The sequence below is a fragment of the Neoroseomonas eburnea genome, assembly GCF_018129005.1.
GTDB classification, from domain to species: domain Bacteria; phylum Pseudomonadota; class Alphaproteobacteria; order Acetobacterales; family Acetobacteraceae; genus Neoroseomonas; species Neoroseomonas eburnea.
On the sequence record NZ_JAAEDL010000020.1, the window covers coordinates 31,978 to 53,193 of the forward strand.

Consider the following 21,216-nt stretch of genomic DNA (forward strand, 5'->3'; position numbering starts at 1 on the left):
TCGATCATGGCCTGGACGCCGCCCCCGCATGTCTCCCAGCACTGGCAGGTGACCAAGCCGGGGGCGACGGGTCGCCGGGGCATGGTGGCGTCCCAGGCCCGTTCGGCCGCCGAGGCCGGCATCGCCATCCTCGATGAAGGCGGCACCGCGGCCGATGCCGCCGTCGCCGCCGCCTTCGCGCTTGCCGTCGTCGAACCCTGGAATTCCGGCATCGGCGGCATCGGCTTCGCCCAGGTGATGGCCCCGGGCGGTCCCGCCCAGACCTTCGACTTCGGCCCGGTCTCCCCGCATGGCCTCGACCCCTCGGCCTATCCGCTGACCGGCACGATGAAGGCCGACCTCTTCACCTGGCCCGAGGTGGTGGGCGATCGCAACATCCATGGGCCGCTCTCCTTCGTCATCCCATCCTCGGTCGCGGGCTATGCCGAATTGCACGCCCGCCACGGCAAGCTGCCGCTCTCCGTGGTGATGGCGCCGGCCATCGCGCTGGCGAAGCGCGGCCTGGCGCAGGACTGGTTCACCACGCTGAAGATCGCCAACAGTGCCGCAGTCCTGCGCCTCTATGAGGAAAGCGCGCGCATCTACCTGCCGAATGGCCTGCCGCCCGTGCCGCCCTATCAGGGCAGCCCCGGCTTCTTCCGCCAGGGCAAGCTCGCCGAGACGCTGGAGCGCCTGGCCCATGCCGGCCTGCGCGACTTCTACGAGGGCGAGGTCGCCGGCGAACTGCTCGCCGACTTCCGCGACATGGGCTCGCCGATCAGCGCCTCCGACCTGGTGGGCTGCCGGACGGTGATCAAGCCGGCGCTGGAGGCCGAATGGCGCGGCAGGCGCCTGCTCCTCGCCAATGGCCTGACCGCGGCGCCGACCCTGCTGCGCGTGCTGGACGGGATGCGCGATGCGGACTTCTCCGGCGCCACGCCGTCCGCCGGCTGGTATGCGCAGCTCGCCCGCACGATGCGCGCGGCCTATGCGGAGCGTCTCGCCGGCCTCGGCGACACCGAGCCGCAGGGCGCCGATTCCTGCACCACGCACCTGACCGTCTGCGACAAGGACGGAATGATGGTGGCGATGACGACGACGCTGCTGTCGAGCATGGGCAGCCGCGTCGTGCTGCCGCGCTCCGGCGTGCTGATGAACAACGGCGTCATGTGGTTCGACCCGCGGCCGGACAGCGCCAACGCCATCGCGCCGAACAGGCGACCGCTGTGCAACATGTGCCCGGTACTGGCGGCGGAGGGCGACACGCCCGTCATCGCCACCGGCGCCTCCGGCGGACGGCGCATCATGGCCGCGGTCTTCCAGCTGCTGTCCTTCGTCGCCGATTTCGGCATGGCGCCGGAGGCCGCGGGGCATCATCCGCGGCTCGACGTCTCGGGGCCGGAAGGTGTGACAGCCGACCGCCGGCTCGGCGCCGAAACCATCGCCGCCCTGGCGAGAGACGCCGAGGTGACGGAGGTGGAGCACGCCGTGCTGCCGGTGAACTTCGCCTGCCCGAACCTGATCCGCATCGGCGCCGACGGCACGCGACAGGGCATCAGCGACGCGATGAGCCCCTGGAGCGCCGCGCTCGCGCAATGAACGGCCGGCGCCGTGCGCGCAACACGCTTCCTTAAGCGCGCGGCGCCATTTTCCCGCTCGGTTCCGAATGGGAGAATCCGACTGTCATGCGTGTGAATGAGCCTGTCATCGACCAGGAGATCGAGGTCCCGTCGGACGAGGTGCTGGTCTCACGGACCGATACGGGTGGGCGCATCGTCTTCAGCAACGCGGCCTTCACGCGCATCAGCGGGTTCGAGGAGAAGGAACTCCTCGGCGCGCCGCACAACATCATCCGCCACCCCGACATGCCGCGGCAGGCCTTCGCCGACCTCTGGGCCACCATCAAGGCCGGGCGGCCCTGGGACGGGCTGGTCAAGAACCGCGCCAAGTCCGGCGCCTACTACTGGGTGCGCGCCAACGTCACGCCGGTGCAGGAAGGCGGCAAGGTCACCGGCTTCATTTCCATCCGCAGCCGTCCGACGAAGGCGGAGACCGCGGCCGCCGATGCGGCCTATGCGGCCATTCGCGCCGGGACCGGCCGGACCATCGGGCTGCGCGACGGCGAGCTGGTGCGCCGCGGCTGGCGCGCGCGTATCGCGGACTGGCGGGACAGCGTCGCGGTCCGCATCGGTGCCGCGGTCGCCGCCGCCGTCGTCGCGACGGTCGCGGTCGGCGCCACGTCGCTGAGCGGCATGCGGGACAGCAACGCGGCGCTGCAGGCGATGCATGAGCAGCGCATGGTGCCGGCCGCGCGCCTGGCCGAGGCGCTCGACCGGCTGCGCGACGGCGCGACGCATCTCGCCATGCTGCCGACCGACCTGCGCGGCGGCCGGCCGGCCGCCGCGCGCGTAGCGATGATCCGGGGCTATGCCACCGACGCCGCGGCGGCGTGGGACGCCCATGCGGCGATCCCGCGCGGCGCCGAGGAAGCCGCCGCGGCCGCGCGCTTCGTGGCCGCGCGCGATGCCTGGCTGCGCGAGGGCCTGGCGCCCGCGCTGCGCCTCGCCGAGGCCGGCGACGCGGGGGGGCTGGAGGCATTGCTGCATGACCGTGCCGCGCCGCTGTTCAGGCCCGTGATCGAGGCGCTGCGCGCCGTCATCGCACAGCAGGTCGAGGCGGCGGAACGCGCCTATGCCGAGGCGCAGGAGGATTTCGCCTGGCATGCATGGGAATCGGCCGTGGTGGCGCTGCTCGGGCTGATCGCCGCGACGCTCTGCGCCTGGCTCGCCCTGCGTGCGCTGCGCCGACCGCTGCGGGAACTCGAGGCGCATTTCGTCGCCATCGCCTCGCAGGACTACGGCCGGACGATCGTGACGCCGCCGGCGCGCGAGTTCCGCCGCCTCTCCTCCCTGCTGCGCGCCCTGCGCGCGCGGCTCGCCTTCGGCGAGGCGGAGCGCATCGAGCGCGACCGCCAGGCCGCCGAGGAGCGGCGCCGCGCGATCGGCGACCTCGCCGCATCGGTCGAACGCGAGTCCCGCGGCGCGGTCGAGACGGTCGCCGCGCGCACCAGCAGCATCGCCGCCGAGACCGAGGCGATGGCCGACATCGCGGCGCGGCTGTCCGAGCGCGCCGCCGGCATGGCGGGCGTCTCCTCCGAGGCGCGCGACGCGGTCGAGGCGGTGGCGGCGGCGAGCGAGGAACTCGCCGCGTCGATCCGCGAGATCACGACGCAGGCGCTGCGCACGGGGGAGATCACGCGCCGCGCCGTCGCCGGCGGAGGCGCCGCCGAGCAGGCGATCCACCACCTGAGCGAGACGGTCGGCCGCATCGGCGAGGTGGTGCATTTGATCCGCGCCGTCGCCGGCCAGACCAACCTGCTGGCACTGAACGCGACGATCGAGGCCGCGCGTGCGGGCGAGGCCGGCAAGGGCTTCGCCGTGGTGGCGGGGGAGGTGAAGAACCTTGCCGGCCAGACCGCCCGCTCGACCGAGGAGATCAGCCGCCAGATCGCCGAGATCCAGGGCAGTACCGAAGCCGCCGTCGAGGCCGTGGCCGGCATCGGAAGCATGATCGGCGAGATCGCCGAGGCCGCCGGCGCCATCGCCGCGGCGATGGAGCAGCAGGCCGTCGTCACCCAGGAGATCGCGCGCAACGTGGCGCAGAGCGGCCAGGCGGTGCGGCGCATGAGCGAGGAGGCCGACACCGTCTCCTCCGCGGCGCAGGATGCCGGCGCGCGGGCGGGCAGCGTCAGCGACGCCACCGCCGCGGTGAACACGGATGTCGCGGCGCTGCAGGACAAGCTCGTCACCGTGGTGCGCGATTCCATCGCGGAGGCCGACCGCCGGCTGTCCGAGCGCGTGGTGGTGAACGCCGTCTGCCGGGTCGAGTTGCCCGGCGGCACGCAGGAAGGGCGCCTCGCCAGCGTCTCGGCGCATGATGCGCTGGTCGCCGGCGTCTCCGGCGTGCGGGAGGGACAGGCCCTGGCGCTGATCCTGCCTGGTCAGGACGGGTTGCGGGTCCGTGGCATGGTCCATGCGCTGAGCCTGAACGGCATCCAGATCGAGATCGATGCGGCGGATGCCGGCTCGGTCTGGCAGGCGGCGGTCGCCGCGCTGCGGCGCACCACCGCCGCGCGGGAAGCCGCGTGATGCGCCGCTGAACGCGCGAGACCGTGTTCGCGGAATCGACGAAGTGCGCGCAGCGGGAACCGCTTCGATGCTATCATTCCGTCCGCGCCTCAATAAATGGAGGGCCGGATTGGAGGGAGGGCATGTCCGCGAACGACACGCCGGCATCCGCGGATTTCGAGACCATCGCCGCTGCCCTCGATGAGCGGCGCGACGGGCCGCGATTCCCATTGCGTGAGGACTGCCTCGTCGCGATCGGCCCGCATGTGCAGGAGGCCTTCGTGCGCGATGTCTCGGCCGGTGGCGCGATGCTGCACGGGGTGCGCGGCGTGATCGCCGGCGACCTGGTGCGCATCCGGCTGCAGCGCCTGCCGGAGCGGCCGATCCTCGCCCGCATCCGCGGCATCAGCCTGATCGGCGTGCATCTCTCGATCGAGGGCGACCAGGAGCGGGCGGTGTGGCGCGAAGCGCTGAAGGATGTGCTCGGCTGACGCGGACCGTTCCCCGGAGGTCGGGGGGGAGGAGAACCTCCCCCGATCCACATCCCTTCCTTGTCCTCTGGGAACTGACCTCGGAGGCCAGTCTCCGGGTGCCAAGGAAGGTCGGGGGGGAACTTCCCTTCCCCCCCCCCGGCCTTTGTTCTACTCAGAAACCGCTTGAAACGTTCGGCGCCGCCATCCCCGCCTGCTGCGCGCACCACCTCGCCACCTCCTCGTGCGTGCCGAACCACACGCCCGGCGTGCCTTTCATGTATTGCACCAGCCGGTCCAGCAGGGCGATGCGGCTGCGGTGCCCGATGACGTGCGGGTGCATGGTCAGCAGGAACAGCCCTCCTTCGGCGAGTGCGCCTTCGAATTCCGCACGGAAGATCTCCTCGACCGCCGAAGGCGGCGTATAGGGCCTCAGCGCCGAGAAACGCACCATGTTGAAGTACACGGCGTCGTCCCGGATCCATTCCGGCGGCAGCTCCACGATGCCGGTCGCTTCGCCCTGGACTTCCAGCTCATAGGGATCGTCGTCGGCCATCAGCGAGGAATCGTAGAGCAGGCCGAGTTCCCGGATGATGTCCATGGTATCCACGGAGAAGTCCCAGGACGCCGTGCGGATGCCAACGGGCCGCCGGCCGGCGATCTTCTCCAGCGTGTCGGCGGAGCGGAGCGTCAGGTCCCGCTCGACGCCGGGCGGAAGCTGGGTGTTGGCCTCGTGGATCCAGGAATGGATGCCGATCTCGTTGCCCTCGGCGGCGACCGCGCGCACCTCCTCCGGGTGCAGCAGCGCCGAGACGGCGGGATAGAAGAAGGAGGCGCGCACGCCGTGGCGGTCGAGCAGCGCGCGGATGCGCTTCACGCCCTGCCGGTTGCCGTACTGCCCCTGGCTGATGCGCATCGGGCTTTCGTCCGCGTCGCGCAGCGGGATGGTCTCGTGGTCCGCGTCGAAGGAGAGCGCGACGGCGCAGCGCGCGCCGCCCGGCCAGGATGCCGGCGCCAGCGACCGCCCGGCGCGCGCGCGCCCGACGATGCGCCGCCATTCCGGCTCGCTCCAGTCCCAGGGCTTTGCCTTGCCGTCGCTCATCGGTGATCTCCCCGCAACCGTCGGTGGCACGGTACTTGCGGTATCCGCGCGGTCAACAGGCCCCGGGGGACCGAGATGGACATCGGCGTCTTCATCCCGATCAACAACAATGGCTGGCTGATCTCCGCCACCTCGCCGCAATACATGCCGAGCTTCGAGCTCAACAAGGCGGTGGTGCAGAAGGCGGAGGGCTACGGCTTCGACTTCGCCCTCTCGATGATCAAGCTGCACGGCTTCGGGGGGAAGACGGAGTTCTGGGACCACGGGCTCGAAAGCTTCACGCTGATGGCGGGCCTCGCCTCTGTCACGAGCCGCATCAAGCTCTTCGCCTCCACCGCCGTGCTGACCCTGCCGCCGGCGATGGTCGCGCGCATGACGAGCACGATCGACAGCATCTCCGGCGGCCGCTTCGGCGTGAACATCGTCTCGGGCTGGCACAAGGTCGAATACAGCCAGATGGGGCTGTGGCCGGGTGACCACCATTTCGGCAGGCGCTACGACTACAGCACGGAATATGTGCGCATCCTGCGCGAGCTGTGGGAGACCGGGATCTCCGACTTCAAGGGCGAGTATTTCCAGATGGACCGGTGCATGCTGAGTCCCCGCCCGAAATCGCCGATCAAGGTGGTCGCCGCCGGCCAGTCCGACCGCGGCATGGAATTCGCGGCCGAGCTCTGCGACTACAATTTCTGCCTCGGCGAGGGCGTGAACGAGCCGACCAGGGCGGCCTCCGTCCCCGCCCGCGTGCTCGAGGCCGGGAAGAGGACCGGCCGCGATCTCGGCGCCTACATGCTCTACATGGTGATCGCCGAGGAGACCGACGCCGCGGCGATGGCGAAATGGGACCTCTACAACCAGGGCGCCGACAAGGAGGCGCTGGCCCATCTGCTCGGCAAGGCGGCGGAGGACACGACGGCGGCGGACACATCGATGGCCGCGGCGGTGCTGCGTTCGCCCTCGCCGATCAACTTCAACATGGGCACGCTGGTGGGCTCCTACGCGAATGTCGCGAAGATGCTCGACGAGGTCGCCTCGATGCCCGGGGTGAAGGGCATCATGCTGACCTTCGACGATTTCCTCGAAGGGCTCGACAAGTTCGGCGCGCATATCCAGCCGCTGATGGCGTGCCGCAAGGACCGGCTGCCCCTGGCTGCGGAATGATCGGCGACTCCGCCTGACTTGAACGGCGCGGGCCGGGGGGACATGGTGCCCCCATGTGCACCTTCGTCCCGCGCTCGGCATGAGCGACACCGACCCCGCCCAGATGTCCGCCGAGACGCTGCTCGGCCTCTACGCCCGCCGTGCCCTCTCGCCGGTCGAGGCGCTGAAGGCCGTGATGGAGCGCGTCGCCCGCCACAATCCCTGGGTCAACGCCTTCGCGGCGATGAACCCGCGCGCCCTGCAGGCCGCCGGCGAAAGCGAGGCACGCTGGGCCGCCGGGCGCCCGATCGGGCCGCTGGACGGGGTGCCGGCCACGGTGAAGGACCTGCTGAACCTCGCGGGCTTCCCGACGCGGCGCGGCAGCCGCGTGACCGACACCACGCCCGCCACCGAGGACGCGCCCGCGGTCATGGGGCTCAAGGAATCGGGCGCCGTCATCCTCGGCAAGACGACGACGACCGAATTCGGCTGGAAGTCCCCCGGCGATTGCCCGCTCCACGGCATCACGCGCAACCCGTGGAATCCGCGGCGCACCGTGGGCGGGTCCTCCTCCGGCGCCGGCGCGGCCGGTGCCGCCTGCTTCGGCCCGCTGCACATCGGCACGGATGCCGGCGGGTCGATCCGCATCCCGGCCGCCTTCTGCGGCCTGGTCGGCGTGAAGCCCAGCTTCGGGCGCATCCCGCAATGGCCGCTCGGGGCCTTCGGCCATGTGGCGGTGGCGGGGCCGATGACGCGCACGGTGCGCGACGCGGCGCTGATGTTCTCGGCCATGGCGCGCTTCGACCTGCGCGACCCCTATTGCCTGCCGGAGGAAGCGCGCGACTGGCGGCAGGGGATCGAGGACGGCGTCGCCGGCCTGCGCGTCGCCGTCGTGCGCCGCATGGGCTTCGAGCCGCCGCTCGATGCCGATGGCGAGGCCGTCCTCGCCGGCGCTGCGCAGATGCTCGCCGAGCAGGGCGCCATCGTCGAGGAGGCCGACCCCGGCCTGCCCGACACGCGCGCGATCTTCGGGCGCGTCTGGGGCGTCGCGCTGTCCCGCGTCGTCGCCACCATCCCGGAGGAGAAGCGCGAACTGCTCGATGCCGGCATGCTCGAAGTGGCGCAGAAGGAAGGCGGCATGTCGGCGGTGGACTACCTGGCCGCGGAAGCCATGCGCCTGGAAGCCGCCCACGCCATGGCGCGCTTCCACCAGAGCTACGACCTGGTGCTGACCGCCTGCACGCCGACCGCCGCCTTCGCCGCCGACCAGCCGACGATCAGGCCGACCGAGGCGCTGTGGCGCGACTGGGCGCCCTGGACCTTCGCCTTCAACCTGACGCGCCAGCCGGCGATCTCCGTGCCGGTGGCGCTGGATGGCGAAGGCATGCCGCGCGCGGTCCAGGTGGTGGCCGCGCTCTATCGCGACGACCTCGCCTTCCGTGGCGCGCGGGCGCTGGAGCGCGCGGCGACGCTGCCCCTGGCCGAGCCGGCCGAGGCCGGCCTGATGACCGCGGCACAGCAGTGCTGAAGGGGCCCGACATGACCAACGACAGCGACGACTACGTCTATGACGAAGCGACCGGCGAATGGCGCCCTGCCTCGGAGGTGGCTGCCGCCGCCGCCGCGGCCAGCCAGCGCGTGGTGCGCGATTCCGCCGGCAATGCACTGGCCGACGGCGATTCGGTCACCGTCATCAAGGACCTGAAGGTGAAGGGCGCCGGCCAGACGCTGAAGCAGGGCACGGTGATCCGGTCGATCCGCCTGACGGGGAATGACGAGGAGATCGACTGCCGCTACGAAGGCATCAAGGGTCTCGTGCTGCGCACGGAGTTCGTGCGCAAGCGCTGAAGGGGGAAGCGGCATGCGGCTGGTGACGTTCAGGGACGGCAAGGGCACGCGCATCGGCACGCTGGACGAGGCGGGGAAGGTGCTCGACCTCGCCGCCGCGGATGCCGCCATGCCGCGCGACATGCTGGCGCTGATCGCCGCCGGCCCCTCCGCGCTCGCCGCCGCGCGCGCCGCGGAGGACAAGGCCCCGGTCGCCGAGGGCGCGACCATCCTCGCCCCCATTCCCCGCCCGGCGAAGAACATCTTCTGCGTCGGCAAGAACTACCACGAGCACGCGAAGGAATTCGCCTCCTCCGGCTTCGACGCGACGGCGAAGGAGGTGGTGCCGGAAGCGCCGGTCGTCTTCAGCAAGCCGCCCACCAGCGTGATCGGCCCGCACGACCCGATCCCGTCCTTCCTCGATACGTCGAACAGCACGGACTACGAGGGCGAGATCGCCGTCGTCATCGGCACCCGCGGCCGCGGCATCCGCGAAGCCGACGCCTATGCCCATGTCTTCGGCTACACCATCGTCAACGACGTCACCGCGCGGACGCTGCAGCACCGGCACCGCCAGTGGATCCTCGGCAAGGGGATCGACGGCTTCTGCCCGATGGGCCCCGCGATCGTCACGGCGGATGCCGCCGGCACGCCGCCGCGGCTCGCCATCTCCACCTGGGTCAACGGCGAGCTGCGGCAGCGCGCCACCATCGACGACCTGATCTTCGCCGTCCCCACCCTGATCGCGACCATCAGCGCGGCGATCACGCTCGAGCCCGGCGACATCATCGCGACGGGCACGCCGGCCGGCGTCGGCATCGGCTTCACCCCGCCGCGATTCCTGAAGCCGGGCGACAAGGTGCGCATCGAGGTGCCGGGGATCGGTGTGCTGGAGAACCCCGTCGCGTGACCTGAACCAAGACCATCCTGGGGAGGAAGCAAGAATGAAGCGTCGCGTCCTGATCGGCTCCGCCGCCGCTGCCGCCTTCGCGCGCCAGGCGACGGCGCAGGAGGCCTTCCCGTCGCGCCCCGTGACCATCGTCGTGGCCTTCCCGCCCGGCGGGCAGGCGGATGTGGTGGGCCGCCCGGTGGCCGCGGCGCTGGAACGCATCTGGCGGGTCGCCGTGCCGATCCAGAACCGCGGCGGCGCCGCCGGCGCCATCGGCAATGCCGCCGTCGCCCGCGCCACGCCGGATGGCTACACGCTGCTGATGGCGCTCTCCTCCATGGCGCTGCTGCCGGAGGCCGCGCGCGTGAACGGGCGCGAGCCGACCTACACGCCGGACATGCTCGCGCCGATCACCCTGTTCGCCGCCGACCCGACCCTGCTCGTCGTGCCCGCCGCCAGCCCGATTAGCACCGTCGAGGAGTTCATTGCCGAGGTGAAGCGGCGGCCGGGGCAGGTCTCCTATTCCTCGGCCGGCAACTACTCCGCGCTGCATGTGCCGATGGCGCAGCTCGCCCAGGCTGCCGGGCTCGACATGCTGCACGTGCCGTTCCAGGGCGGCGGGCCGGCGCTGACGGCGCTGCTCGCCGGGCAGGTGCAGTGCATGGCGTCGGGCCCGGGGCCGGTGGCACCGCATATCCGCAACGGCACGCTGCGCCCGCTCGCCACCTGGGGCCGCACGCGGCTCGCCGGCTTCGAGGAGGTGCCGACGCTGATCGAGAAGGGCTTCCCGGATTGCGAGTTCTACATCTGGGTCGGGCTCTTCGCGCCTGTTGCGACGCCGGCGGCGGTCATCGCGCGCATCCGCGACGCGTCGCGCCAGGTGGCCGGGGATCCCGAGTTTCGTCGCGCCATGGCGGCGAGCGGCAATACGCTCGACCATCGGGACGGGGAGGCGTTCCTCCGCTTCTACACGGAGGACGCGGCGCGCCTGGTGCGGGTGGTGCGGGCGCTGGGGAAGATCGAGTGAAGGGCGGGGGGAGAAGGGAACTTCTCCCCCCGGGACCCCCCTCAACCTTCCTTGTCACTTGGGGACTGACCTCCGATGTCAGTTCCCAAGTGACAAGGAAGGGAGGGGGTTCGGGGGAGGTTCCCCTCCCCCGACCTTCCTTCAGGCACCCCAGTTCCGCCGCGAGAAATCCATCACGAAGGACTTCGATGCCCGCCACGGAAGGTCGCGCCGCTTCCCCGTGAAGTTCGCCGTCTGGAACAGCACGGTGTAGGCGGGGTCTTCCCGTTCGGTCAGCGTCAGCATCCGCCGGAAGGCGGCCCGGCGCTTGCCGAGATCGGTTTCCACCTGAAGCGCATCGAGCAGGCGCGGCGCTTCCTCGTTCTGCCACTGCCCGGCGGCCCAGGTCTGCCCGCCCGGCCCGTAGACCGACATCGGCGCGACCGGGTCGTTGAACACCGCGGTGTTGGAATTGTCGCACAGCCCGCGCCCCGGGAAGCGCCCGAGGATCTGCCCCCAGTTCTCCTTCATCTCGATCTGCACGTTGAGCCCGACCTGGCGCCAGCCTTCCACCAGGATCTGCGAGCTCGCGACCTGCCCGGTGTAGTAGTTGTTCAGGAGCTGATAGGGGATCGGCTCGCCGCGGTAGTCGGCCTCGCGCAGCAGGCGGCGCGCTTCGGCGGGGTCGAAGCGCGGCGCTTCCCAGTCGCGGATCATCATCTCGCCGTAAACCTCCCACTGGAGGCCACGCGGCACGGTGGTGCGCCCGCCCCACAGGCTGTCCACGATCGCCTGGCGATCGATGCCGTGCGACATGGCGCGGCGCACCAGCGGGTTGGCCAGCACCGGATGCGTCTTGTCCCAGACGATCAGGCGGATGTTGTTGATCGGCCCGCCGACGACCTCGTGCCGGGCGCTGCGCTCGACGCCGCCGATCTGGTCCGGCGGCAGGTCGCAGATGAAGTCGTAGTCGCCGGCGAGCAGCCCGTTCACCCGCGCCGCGACATCGGGCACTTCCACCAGGCGGATCGACTTCAGCGGCGGCCGCCCGCCCCAATGGGCGTCATGCGCCTCCAGCAGCAGGTCGCGGCCGGGCCGGTGCTCGACGATGCGATAGGGCCCCGTGCCGACCGGCCTGCGTGCCCAGTCGAGCCAGCTCGGCGCCGCGTCGAAGGCGGCGCGGGAGAAGATGGCGCCGGAGGTGCGCGTCAGCCGCCCTTCCAGCGTCACGTCCGGCACCGAGTTCACGAAGCGGACGGTGCGCGCATCGACCACCTCCATCTTCTCGAAGCCCGGGAAATGCGCGCGGGAGATGGCGACCGCCTCCGGCGGCGGCGTCTTGCCGCCCTGGCCGGCGGTGGTGGAGACGAACAGCCCGCGGCTGTCGGCGGCAAGCCCCGTCCACATGCGTTCGCGCGAGAAGGTGAAGGCGACGTCCTCGGCCGTCATGGTGCGGCCGTCATGCATCACCACGCCCTCGCGCAGCGTCAGCTCCAGCGTCTTCGCGTCGATCCGCCGCCAGGCGGTGGCGAGCACCGGCTCGGCGCGCTCCGTCACCTGCCAGTCGATGCCGATCAGCGGCTCGGAGAAGGAGGGCATGATGCGGAAGCCGACATTGGACTGCTCGCGCATCGGCTCCAGCGTGCCGGAGGTGCTGATGACCTGCACCGCGATCGTCACGCCCGGCCGGGTGTCGCCCTGGGCGAGAGCGATGCGCGGCAATGTGCCGGCCGCCGCGAGGCCGGCGAGGAGGTTTCTGCGATTCAGCGTCATGGCGTTCTGCTCCGTTGCGTGCAAACGGGCCAGGACGCTAGGCGCGCCCCGTGACAGGCCGCGGACGTTCCGGTGAACCCTGCGGGTCGCCGCTGGATGTGCCTTGCGGTTGTCCGTGGGGGCGGGGGCCCGCAACCCCCCGCCCTTGCATCGGCGCCCGCCAGGGTTTCAATGGCGCCGGACCGACACGCAGAGAGGATTCACCCGCATGACCGCCGACGGACCGGAAGCGAAGATCACCGCCTGGCTCGCCAGCCAGAAGGAGGCGATGCTCGCCGAACTGGCCGAGATGGTGAACACCGACGGCGGCTCCTACGACAAGGCCGGCGTCGATCGCACCGGCCAGCAGGTGAAGCGCTTCCTCGACTCCCACGGCATCGCGACCGAGGTCCTGCCGCAGCAGAAGCACGGCGACTGCATCCGCGGCATCGTCGATGGCGGCCATGCCCTCGGCACCGGCAACCAGCGCAGCAACATCGTGCTGATGGGCCACCGCGACACCGTCTTCCCGAAGGGTGAGCCCGAACGCCGCCCCTTCCGCATCGAGAACGGCATCGCCACCGGCCCCGGCGTCGCCGACATGAAGGCCGGCATCGTGATGAACATGTTCGTCCTTGCCGCCTTCAGGAAGTTCGGCGGCGCCCCGGGACCGCTGGTCGGCCTCTTCACCGGCGACGAGGAGATCGGCAGCCCCGAAGGCCGCCCGGTCATCGAGGCCGAGGCGAAGAATGCCCGCGTCGTCTTCAACAGCGAGCCCGGCCGCGCCTCCGGCAACGTCGTGAAGGCGCGCAAGGGCGGCGTCTTCTCCGTCGTCGACATCGAGGGCAAGGCCGCGCATTCGGGCGGCAATTTCGAAGCCGGCATCAGCGCGATCGGGGAAGCGGCGCACAAGATCGTCGCCATCCACGCGCTGACCGACCTCAAGCGCGGCATCACGCTGAATGTCGGCCTGATCCAGGGCGGGCAGAGCGTGAACACCACCGCGCCGAACTGCCAGTTCCAGATCGACCTGCGCTATGTCGAGCCCGCCGACCGCGACGAGATCATGGGCAAGATCCACGATATCGTCGCCCGCGCCTACGTCCCGGGCACCAGGGCGGTGCTGACCGTCAAGGGCGAGTTCCTGCCGCTCAACCCGACGCCGGCCTCGGACCGCGTCTTCGCCGTCTACCAGAAGGCGGCGGCGGATAGCGGGCTCAAGGTGGAAGGCGAGTTCACCGGCGGCTGCGCGGATTCCGGCTTCACCGCGGCGCTCGGCGTGCCGACGCTCTGCGCCGTGGGACCGGTCGGCGGCAAGGCCCACAGCCCGGAAGAGTACCTGGAGGTGGAGAGCTTCGTGCCGCGGGCCCAGGCGATGGCGCGCGCCATCCTGAGGCTGGAGCAGACCGGCCTCTGACCCCACATGCGGCGGGTGAGGAGCCCGCCGCCATGCCGGAAGCCGACCCCGCATCCGCCCAGCGCATCCTGGACGCCGCCCTGATGGAGGCGGAGGCCTCGGGGTGGTACGACCTTCGCCTCCACGCCGTCGCCGCGCGCGCCGGCGTACCCCTCGCGGCGGTTCTGCAACACTACCGCGATGCCGACGCCATCGCCGACGCCTGGTTCGCCCGGGCGCTGGCCGCGATGCTGGAGGGCGACCCGCCCGATTCCGGGGACCCGGCCTCGGCGCGGATGGAGACGGTGCTGATGCGCTGGTTCGCCGCCCATGGCGCGCACCGCGCCGTCGCCGGCGCCATGCTGCGCGCCAAGCTGCACCCGTCGCATCCGCACCACTGGGTGCCGATGGTCTTCAGCCTGTCGCGGCTGATCCACTGGGCGCTCGACGCCGCGCGGCTGGATGCGCGCGGCCTGCCGCGCCAGGCGGAGGAGGTGGGGCTGACCCTGCTGTTCCTCCGCACGCTGCCCGTCTGGCAGCACGACAACTCGGCCGTGCTGGAGCGCACCCGCGGCTTCCTGCGCCGCAACCTCGGCTGGCTCGACCGCCTGCCGAGGCGGCACTGATCACCCGCGCCAGGGCCGCACCTGCCACAGGCGCTTCAGGCTGTCGTCCACGCCCTGCGCGAAGGCGCGGTATTCCGCGCCGACCAGTGGCCGCAGGGGCATGAACTGCCGCTCCGCCTCGCGCCGGAAGCCTTCGTCGTTCAACGCGGCACGGAAGGCGGCTTCGAGCCGCGCGACGATCGGCGCGGGCATGCCCGGCGGGCCGACGATGCCGCGCGACGCGCCGCCGACGATGTCGAAGCCGGCCTCGCGGAAGGTCGGCACGTCGTTCGCTTCCGGCTGGCGGCGCGCCGCGCCCTGCGCCAGGATGCGCAGCTTTCCTTCCCGCTTCAGTTGCAGCGCGTCGTTCACGTTCAGCACCGCCAGGTCCATGTTCCCGCCGAGCAGCTGGGGGATGAGCGGGGCGGCGCCGGCGAAGGGCACCTGCACCATGGGCGGCACGTTCGCGGCGGACTCGAAGGCCAGCATGAAGAGGTGGTCGTCGCTGCCGATGCCGGTGGTGCCGTAGGTGACCTGGCCCGGCCGCGCCCGTGCCGCGGCGACCACGTCCGCGACGGTGCGGAAGGGGCTCTCGGCGCGCACATAGAAGCAGTTCGCATCCTCGACGATGTTGCAGAGGAAGGTGAAGTCCATCGCGCGGTAGCGCACCTGGCGCTCCAGCGGGATCGCGTTGTGCGCCGGGATGGTGGTGGCGCCGAGCACGTAGCCGTCGGCCGGCGAGTTGAAGGTCGCCTCCAGCCCGATCTGCCCGGCGGCGCCGGTGCGGTTCACCACCACCGGCCGGAAGCCGGGGATCTGGACGGCGATCAGGGGCATGACGAGGCGGGTCATCACGTCCACCCCGCCGCCGGCCGGGAAGGGCACGATGACCTCCACCGGCTTGTCTGCGGGCCAGGCGGGTTGCGCCCATGACGGTGCCGGCACGGCAAGGGTTCCGGCCCCGGCAAGCAGGGCGCGACGCGTGGTCATGTCTGTTGTCCTCCCAGGTCTCGTTGCGGGGAGGCTAGAGCAGATCCCGATCAGGTGGAATCGCCTGATCGGGCAAAGATGCTCGCGAGAACAAAGGGCTGGAGCGGTTGCCGTGAGCCAGGGCGAACGGAAACCGCTCCAGGCGGCGCCGGTTCGCTGCCGCAAGGATTTCAGCGCCGCCACGGCCTGCGGGCGAACATGGCGCGCACAACCTCGCCTTCCGCCAGCACCATGTCGCGATAGGCCGCGCCCACCAGCGGCCGCAGCGGCAGGGAGACGCGCTCCGCGTCGCGCGTGAAGGCCGGGTCGGCGAAGGCCGCGGCGAATGCCGCCTCCATCGCGCGCGCGGCCTCGGGCGGGAAGCCCGGCGGGCCGACGATGCCGCGGGCGGAGCCGATCACCACGTCGAAGCCCTGCTCGCGGAAGGTCGGCACCTCCGCCGCGGCCGACCAGCGCTGCGGGGAAGCCTGGCCGAGGCAGCGGATCTTGCCCTCCCGCATCAGCACGATGCCCTCGCTCATGTTGAAGGAGGCGACGTTCACCGCTCCGGAGAGCAGGTCCCGCTGCACCTGCGCCGTGCCGTTGAACGGCGCGTGAAGGGCGCGCACCTCCGCCTTCTCCTCGAGGCCGAGCAGCACCAGGTGGTCGTCGGAGCCGACCCCCGCGGCGCTGCCGACCGAGACGCTTTCCGGGCTGCGCTTCAGCGCCGCCACCAGGTCGCCGAGGTTGCGCAGCGGCGAACCGGCCAGCACCCACAGCCCGCAGGCATCGTCCACGATATTGGCGATGTAGGTGAATTCCTCCGCCTTCCAGCGCACCGGCCGTTCCAGCGGTAGGGTCGAGACGTTGAGGCTGCCGATGGCGCCGATGGTATGCCCGTCCGGCGCCGCGTTGAAGATCGCCTCCATGCCGAGCTGCCCGGAGGCGCCGGGGCGGTTGCTGACGACGAAGCGCGCGCCGGGCAGAAGCGGCGCGACCTGGTGCGTGGCGAAGCGCGCCACCGCGTCGACGCCGCCGCCGGGCGGGAAGGGGACGATGACCTCGATCGGCCGGTCCGCCGGCCAGGCCGCATGGGCGTGGCGGAGGACAGGCAACGAAAGGCCGAGCCCGGCGAGGGGCAGGTGGCGGCGCGCGATCATGGCGTTTCCCCGTATTCGTATCCGGGGAGCCTCGCGCCCCGCGGGGCGCGGATCAAGCGGCGGCTTTCCCCGCGCCGCGGGCCGCCGCACAATCGGCGACCACACGGGCAGGAACCAGGGCATGGACGCGACACTGCGCGACCGCTTCGACGTCGAGGGACAATGGGCGCTCTGGCGCGAGCACACGATCCGCTGGGCGGAATGCGACATCTACGCGCACGTCAATCACGCCGCCTACCTGACGCTGTTCGAGGACATGCGCATCGAATGGTGGCTCGGCGCCGGCGGCACCTTCGCCCCGGACGCGCCGGGCCCGGTGGTGGGCTCGCTGGAGGTGAAGTACCACCGCCCCGGCCATTTCCGCGACGGCGTGCTGCTGACCGCGCGGACGGCATCCTTCCGCCGTTCCTCCTTCGTGCACCAGTACGCGATGTGGCGCGATGGGCTGCTGTGCTCGGCGCGCGCGCTCTGCGTCGTCATCGACAACGCCACGGGAAGGAAGGCCGAGATCACCGAGCCGATGCGCCGCCTGATGGCCGACCGCGACGGTGCGGTGGCCGAGGTCTGACGCCGGTCGGCCTATCCGCCGACCGGCGTCAGGGCCTTGCCTTCGCGCGCGGCCGCCGCGTTCAGCCCTTCGGCGCCTTGGCGGCGAACCAGTCCGCCACCGCCATCAGGAGGTAGCCGAGCAGGAAGACCAGGTTGATGACGACGAGCCAATAGAGCTGCGTCTCGCTGACCGTCTCCTCCAGCTTCATCAGCGCCTTCAGCATGGTCACGGCGGAGATCGCGGCCATCGAGGCGAACAGCTTCTTCTTCAGCCCGCCGAAATCCACCGTGGTCAGCCAGGCCGGCCAGTCCCGCGTGCCGCCGGGGTCGATGCGGGAGACGATGTTCTCGTAGCCGGAGAAGATGACGATGACGACCAGCCCGGCCATCAGCGTCAGGTCGACCATGGACAGCACCTTCACGATCGCCTGGTGCTCCGAGAAGGTCATGGCGTTGGTGACGGCCGAATGCAGTTCGCGCAGGAAGGCCGCGAGCAGCGTGAACAGCGCGAGCACCAGCCCGAGATAGAAGGGCACCAGCGCCCAGCGGCTGACGACGATGAGGCGCTCGATCAGCCGCTCCATGGCTCAGAGCCCGCGATCGGCGCGGGTGGCCGCGAGGTCGTCCTCGATGAAGGCGCGCACCAGGTCCTCGAGCGACTCCTGCTCGGCGAAGCCGAGGCGCCGCGCGCGCTTGGCCTCGAAGGCGGCCGGCCAGCCGACGACGATGTCGAACACCTCCCTGTCGAAGGCGAAACCGACCTTGTCGCGGGCCTCGCGGCCGGCGACGGCCTCCAGCGCCGCGAGCAGCTTGGCCACCGTCGCGCTGCGCCCCGGCGGATTGATGCCGCGATCTGTGCCGAGGCCGGCGGTGTCCATCGTCGCCGCGTGCAGGAACCACTCCATGCTGCTGCGCGGGGAGCAGATCCACACCGCGAATTCCGGCGGCACCGGGCAGTCGGTGGCAAGCCCGAGCAGCGGCTCCCGGATGATGGCCGAGACGAAGGAGGACGCGGCCTTGTTCGGCCGCCCCGGCCGCACCATCACCGTCGGCAGGCGGATGCTGACGGCATCGAGGAAGCCCCTGCGCGTCGCGTCCTGCAGCAGCAGCTCGCCGATCGCCTTCTGCGCGCCATAGGAATTGGTCGGCACCTGGCGGCCGTCATCGGGCACCACCGCCTCCTGCCCGCCGCCGAAGGAGGCGACGGAGGAAGTGAAGATCACCCGCGGCTTCGTCCCCAGTGCGCGGCAGGCCTGCAGCACCGCCAGCGTGCCATGCAGGTTCACCTTCATGCCGAGGTCGAAATCGGCCTCCGCCGCGGCGCTGACCACGGCGGCGAGATGGAAGACCAGCTCCGTCCCCGCCGGGATGGCCGCCGCCACCGCCGCCGGGTCGGCCACGTCGCCGCCCAGGCACTGCACCGGGAAGGGGGCGGCGAGCGGCGCCGGGGCTGCGAGGTCGAACAGCGTCAGGCCCGTGATGGACCTGCCGCCCAGCGCCCCGTCCCTGGCCAGCCGTGCCGCCAGCTTGCGGCCCAGGAACCCGCCGCCGCCCAGGATGGTGATCTTCATGCCGCGCCCTCTCCGGTCCTCGTCCCGGTTTGGCGCGGGGCGCGCGCCGGCGCAATATGGGCCACCATGATCCCGACCCGTCCGTTCCGATTCCTTATCAACCGCCAGCACGGCACCCCGGGGATCGTCGTCCTGCCCGACGGCGCCTTCCGCCGCGCGAAGGCGGAGATCGCCTCCTGGCCAGGCTATGCGCCGACCCCGCTGGTGGACCTGCCGGACGCCGCCGCCGCCGCCCGGGTGGGCGCGGTCCGCTACAAGGATGAGGGCGGGCGCTTCGGCCTTGGTTCCTTCAAGGCGTTGGGCGGCGCCTATGCGGTCATGCGCCTGCTCCAGGGCGAACTGGCCAGGCGCGGCGTCGCCAATGCCGCCACCGCCGCCGAGCTGATGGACGGCACCTACAAGGAGGCCACCCGCGCCATCACCGTCTGCTGCGCGACCGACGGCAACCATGGCCGCTCCGTCGCCTGGGGCGCCCAGCGCTTCGGCGCGGGCTGCGTCATCTTCGTCCATGAGCATGTCAGCCAGGGCCGCCGCGACGCCATCGCGAAATGGGGTGCCGAGATCCGGGTCGTCCCCGGCAACTACGACGACGCGGTGCGGGAAGCGCAGAAGCAGGCCGACGCGAACACGTGGTTCGTCGTCTCCGACACCTCCTATGCCGGCTACACCGAGGTTCCGCGCGACGTGATGCAGGGCTACCGCGTCATGGCCGACGAGGCCGCGGACCAGCTCGGCCAGGCGCCCACCCATGTCTTCGTCCAGGGCGGCGTGGGCGGCGTGGCCGCCGCGGTGTCCACGCAGATGCGCGCGCGCTTCGGCAGCGGCGTGAAGATCGTCGTCGCCGAGCCCGAGAAGGCCGCCTGCCTGCTCGCCAGCGCCGAGGCCGGGCAGCCGACCACCATCGGGGGCGAGCTCGACACGCTGATGGCCGGCCTCGCCTGCGGGGAACCCTCGCTGCTCGCCTGGCAGGAGCTGGAGCGCGGCGCCTACGCCTTCATGGCCGTGCCGGACGAGAGCGCGGTGGACTGCATGAAGGCGCTCGCCGCCCGCACGCCGCCGGTGGTGGCGGGCGAAAGCGCGGTGGCGGGCCTCGCCGCCCTGCTGCTGGCGGCGCAGGAACCCTTCGCGCGCGCAGCATTGGGACTGGAGGAAGCCAGCCGGATCCTGCTCTTCGGCACCGAAGGCGCCACGGATCCGCAGGTTTATGCGCGCCTCGTCGGACATGTCCCTTCATCAGACTGACATCGCTCTGTAATCTCTCTGCAAAGGCGTCCGGTTAAGCCGCCGCGTCGCCACAACGGGAGAGGACGACCCGATGCACCGTCGTACATTGCTGACCGGGGCGATGTCCCTTGGCGTCGCCGCGCCCGCGCTGGGCCAGTCCCAGCCCATCGAGATCCAGTTCTGGCACGGCCTCGCCAATCCCCTCGGCGGGCTGCTGGAAAAGCGCGCCACCGACTTCAACGCGACCCAGACCCGCTTCAAGGTCGTGCCGACCTTCCGCGGCTCCTACCCGGAGACGATGGTCGCCGCGATCGCCGCCTTCCGTGCCGGCAATGCGCCGCACATCGTCCAGATGTTCGAGGTCGGCACCGGCACCATGATGGCCGCCGGCCGCGCGGTGAAGCCGGTGCACGAGCTGCTGGCCGAGACCGGCATCGAGATCGACTTCAACGACTACCTGCCCGGCGTGCGCGGCTACTACAGCCTGTCGGACGGGCGGATGATGTCGATGCCCTTCAACAGCTCGACCACCGTCGTCTGGTACAACAAGGACGCTTTCCGCCGTGCCGGCGTCGATCCCGACAAGTTCCCGGAAACCTGGCAGGGTGTCGCCGAGATCCTGCCCAAGCTGAAGGCCGGCGGCGGCACCGCCGTGCCGATGAGCACCGCCTGGCTCACCTGGGCGCAGATCGAGAACTTCTCCGCCATCCACGACATCCCCCTCGCCACCCTGGCGAACGGCTTCGGCGGGCTCGGCACGGAACTGCGCATCAACAACCCGCTGGTGCAGCGCCACATGGCCGCGCTGGTGGATTGGCAGCGTGACGGGATGTTCCGCTACGGCGGCCGCAACAACGCCGGCGAGCCCGCCTTCCCGAACGGGGAGGCGGCGATCATGTTCACCTCCTCCGGCTTCCGCGCCCGGGTGCAGCGGGAAGCGCGCTTCAACTGGGGCGTGGCGATGCTGCCCTACTACCAGGGCACGCCGAACGCGCCGATCAACAGCATCATCGGCGGCGCCAGCCTCTGGGTGATGAACAAGGGTCCGGCCGCCGGCGGCGGGCGTTCCCGCGACGAGTTCCAGGGCGTCGCCGAGTTCTTCAAGTACCTCAGCAACCCCGAGGTGGACGCGCAGTGGCACATGGACACGGGCTATGTCCCGGTGCGCCGCGCCTCCTACGCCCTCGCGCGCGACCGCGGCTTCTACCGCGACAATCCCGGCGCGGACGTGCCGATCGAGCAGCTCCTGCGCGGCGGCGGCACGCTGACCGACAACAGCCGCGGCATCCGCCTGGGCGGCTTCGTCGAGATCCGCACCATCATGGAGGAAGAGCTCGAGCGCTCCTTCCAGGGCCAGCAGACGGCCCAGCAGGCGCTGGTGAACGCGACCAACCGCGGCAACCAGGTGCTGCGCAACTTCGAGCGCGCCAACCGCGGCTGATGACAGGCG

19 protein-coding genes are annotated in these 21,216 nt (G+C 71.2%); 13 read left to right on the plus strand and 6 right to left on the minus strand.

Going from position 1 to position 21,216, the window contains the following annotated elements; all coding sequences use genetic code 11:
* The first annotated feature begins 6 nt into the window (after positions 1-6).
* The 3 genes from GXW74_RS18710 to GXW74_RS18720 all read left to right on the plus strand — a co-directional run bounded on the left by GXW74_RS18710 (position 7) and on the right by GXW74_RS18720 (position 4,597).
* Positions 7-1,578, plus strand: a complete 1,572-nt coding sequence (locus GXW74_RS18710) for a gamma-glutamyltransferase (RefSeq protein ID WP_211848064.1) — start codon at positions 7-9, stop codon at positions 1,576-1,578.
* Positions 1,579-1,664: 86 nt separating this feature from the next.
* Complete coding sequence (locus tag GXW74_RS18715; protein WP_211848065.1) at positions 1,665-4,127, plus strand: methyl-accepting chemotaxis protein; 2,463 nt, start codon at positions 1,665-1,667, stop codon at positions 4,125-4,127.
* A gap of 122 nt (positions 4,128-4,249) precedes the next feature.
* Positions 4,250-4,597: a PilZ domain-containing protein gene (locus GXW74_RS18720; protein WP_211848066.1), complete on the plus strand. Its 348-nt coding sequence runs from the start codon at positions 4,250-4,252 to the stop codon at positions 4,595-4,597.
* A gap of 154 nt (positions 4,598-4,751) precedes the next feature.
* Here the strand turns inward: GXW74_RS18720 and GXW74_RS18725 are convergent, their stop codons facing one another.
* A complete protein-coding gene (locus tag GXW74_RS18725; RefSeq protein WP_211848067.1) occupies positions 4,752-5,678 on the minus strand; it encodes a polysaccharide deacetylase family protein in 927 nt (308 codons plus the stop codon).
* A gap of 75 nt (positions 5,679-5,753) precedes the next feature.
* Here GXW74_RS18725 and rutA point away from each other — a divergent pair, with 75 nt between their 5' ends.
* The 5 genes from rutA (at position 5,754) to GXW74_RS18750 (ending at position 10,561) form a co-directional block, all read left to right on the plus strand.
* Entirely contained in the window at positions 5,754-6,839 is a 1,086-nt protein-coding gene (gene rutA / locus GXW74_RS18730; RefSeq protein ID WP_211848068.1) for a pyrimidine utilization protein A, read from the plus strand.
* A gap of 79 nt (positions 6,840-6,918) precedes the next feature.
* Positions 6,919-8,346: an amidase gene (locus GXW74_RS18735; protein ID WP_211848069.1), complete on the plus strand. Its 1,428-nt coding sequence runs from the start codon at positions 6,919-6,921 to the stop codon at positions 8,344-8,346.
* Between the two features lie 11 nt (positions 8,347-8,357).
* The gene (locus GXW74_RS18740) at positions 8,358-8,666 is read left to right on the plus strand and encodes a zinc ribbon domain-containing protein YjdM (protein WP_211848070.1); all 309 of its coding nucleotides are present in this window, start codon (positions 8,358-8,360) and stop codon (positions 8,664-8,666) included.
* A 13-nt stretch (positions 8,667-8,679) separates the two neighbouring features.
* A complete protein-coding gene (locus GXW74_RS18745; protein WP_211848071.1) occupies positions 8,680-9,555 on the plus strand; it encodes a fumarylacetoacetate hydrolase family protein in 876 nt (291 codons plus the stop codon).
* Between the two features lie 34 nt (positions 9,556-9,589).
* Entirely contained in the window at positions 9,590-10,561 is a 972-nt protein-coding gene (locus tag GXW74_RS18750; protein ID WP_211848072.1) for a tripartite tricarboxylate transporter substrate binding protein, read from the plus strand.
* Positions 10,562-10,702: 141 nt separating this feature from the next.
* Here the strand turns inward: GXW74_RS18750 and GXW74_RS18755 are convergent, their stop codons facing one another.
* A complete protein-coding gene (locus GXW74_RS18755) occupies positions 10,703-12,313 on the minus strand; it encodes an ABC transporter substrate-binding protein (protein ID WP_211848073.1) in 1,611 nt (536 codons plus the stop codon).
* Between the two features lie 208 nt (positions 12,314-12,521).
* Here GXW74_RS18755 and GXW74_RS18760 point away from each other — a divergent pair, with 208 nt between their 5' ends.
* Both GXW74_RS18760 and GXW74_RS18765 read left to right on the plus strand, forming a co-directional pair.
* The gene (locus GXW74_RS18760) at positions 12,522-13,709 is read left to right on the plus strand and encodes a M20 family metallopeptidase (RefSeq protein WP_211848074.1); all 1,188 of its coding nucleotides are present in this window, start codon (positions 12,522-12,524) and stop codon (positions 13,707-13,709) included.
* Positions 13,710-13,741: 32 nt separating this feature from the next.
* A complete protein-coding gene (locus GXW74_RS18765; RefSeq protein ID WP_211848075.1) occupies positions 13,742-14,314 on the plus strand; it encodes a TetR/AcrR family transcriptional regulator in 573 nt (190 codons plus the stop codon).
* Here the strand turns inward: GXW74_RS18765 and GXW74_RS18770 are convergent, their stop codons facing one another.
* Positions 14,315-15,283 (minus strand): Bug family tripartite tricarboxylate transporter substrate binding protein, encoded by a 969-nt coding sequence (locus GXW74_RS18770; protein WP_211848076.1) that lies wholly within the window; start codon positions 15,281-15,283, stop codon positions 14,315-14,317.
* A gap of 170 nt (positions 15,284-15,453) precedes the next feature.
* Positions 15,454-16,422, minus strand: a complete 969-nt coding sequence (locus GXW74_RS18775) for a Bug family tripartite tricarboxylate transporter substrate binding protein (RefSeq protein ID WP_211848077.1) — start codon at positions 16,420-16,422, stop codon at positions 15,454-15,456.
* Between the two features lie 121 nt (positions 16,423-16,543).
* On the opposite strand from GXW74_RS18775, the gene GXW74_RS18780 reads away from it, so the two are divergent.
* Entirely contained in the window at positions 16,544-16,990 is a 447-nt protein-coding gene (locus tag GXW74_RS18780; protein ID WP_211848078.1) for an acyl-CoA thioesterase, read from the plus strand.
* Between the two features lie 61 nt (positions 16,991-17,051).
* On the opposite strand, the gene GXW74_RS18785 is transcribed toward GXW74_RS18780, so the two are convergent.
* Entirely contained in the window at positions 17,052-17,555 is a 504-nt protein-coding gene (locus GXW74_RS18785) for a YqhA family protein (RefSeq protein WP_211848079.1), read from the minus strand.
* A gap of 3 nt (positions 17,556-17,558) precedes the next feature.
* Positions 17,559-18,542 carry a D-erythronate dehydrogenase gene (denD, locus tag GXW74_RS18790; RefSeq protein WP_211848080.1) on the minus strand — a complete coding sequence of 328 codons (984 nt, stop codon included), beginning with the start codon at positions 18,540-18,542 and terminating at the stop codon, positions 17,559-17,561.
* Between the two features lie 66 nt (positions 18,543-18,608).
* On the opposite strand from denD, the gene GXW74_RS18795 reads away from it, so the two are divergent.
* Entirely contained in the window at positions 18,609-19,784 is a 1,176-nt protein-coding gene (locus GXW74_RS18795) for a diaminopropionate ammonia-lyase (RefSeq protein WP_211848081.1), read from the plus strand.
* Positions 19,785-19,857: 73 nt separating this feature from the next.
* A complete protein-coding gene (gene ugpB, locus GXW74_RS18800; RefSeq protein WP_211848082.1) occupies positions 19,858-21,207 on the plus strand; it encodes a sn-glycerol-3-phosphate ABC transporter substrate-binding protein UgpB in 1,350 nt (449 codons plus the stop codon).
* The last annotated feature ends 9 nt before the right edge of the window (positions 21,208-21,216 follow it).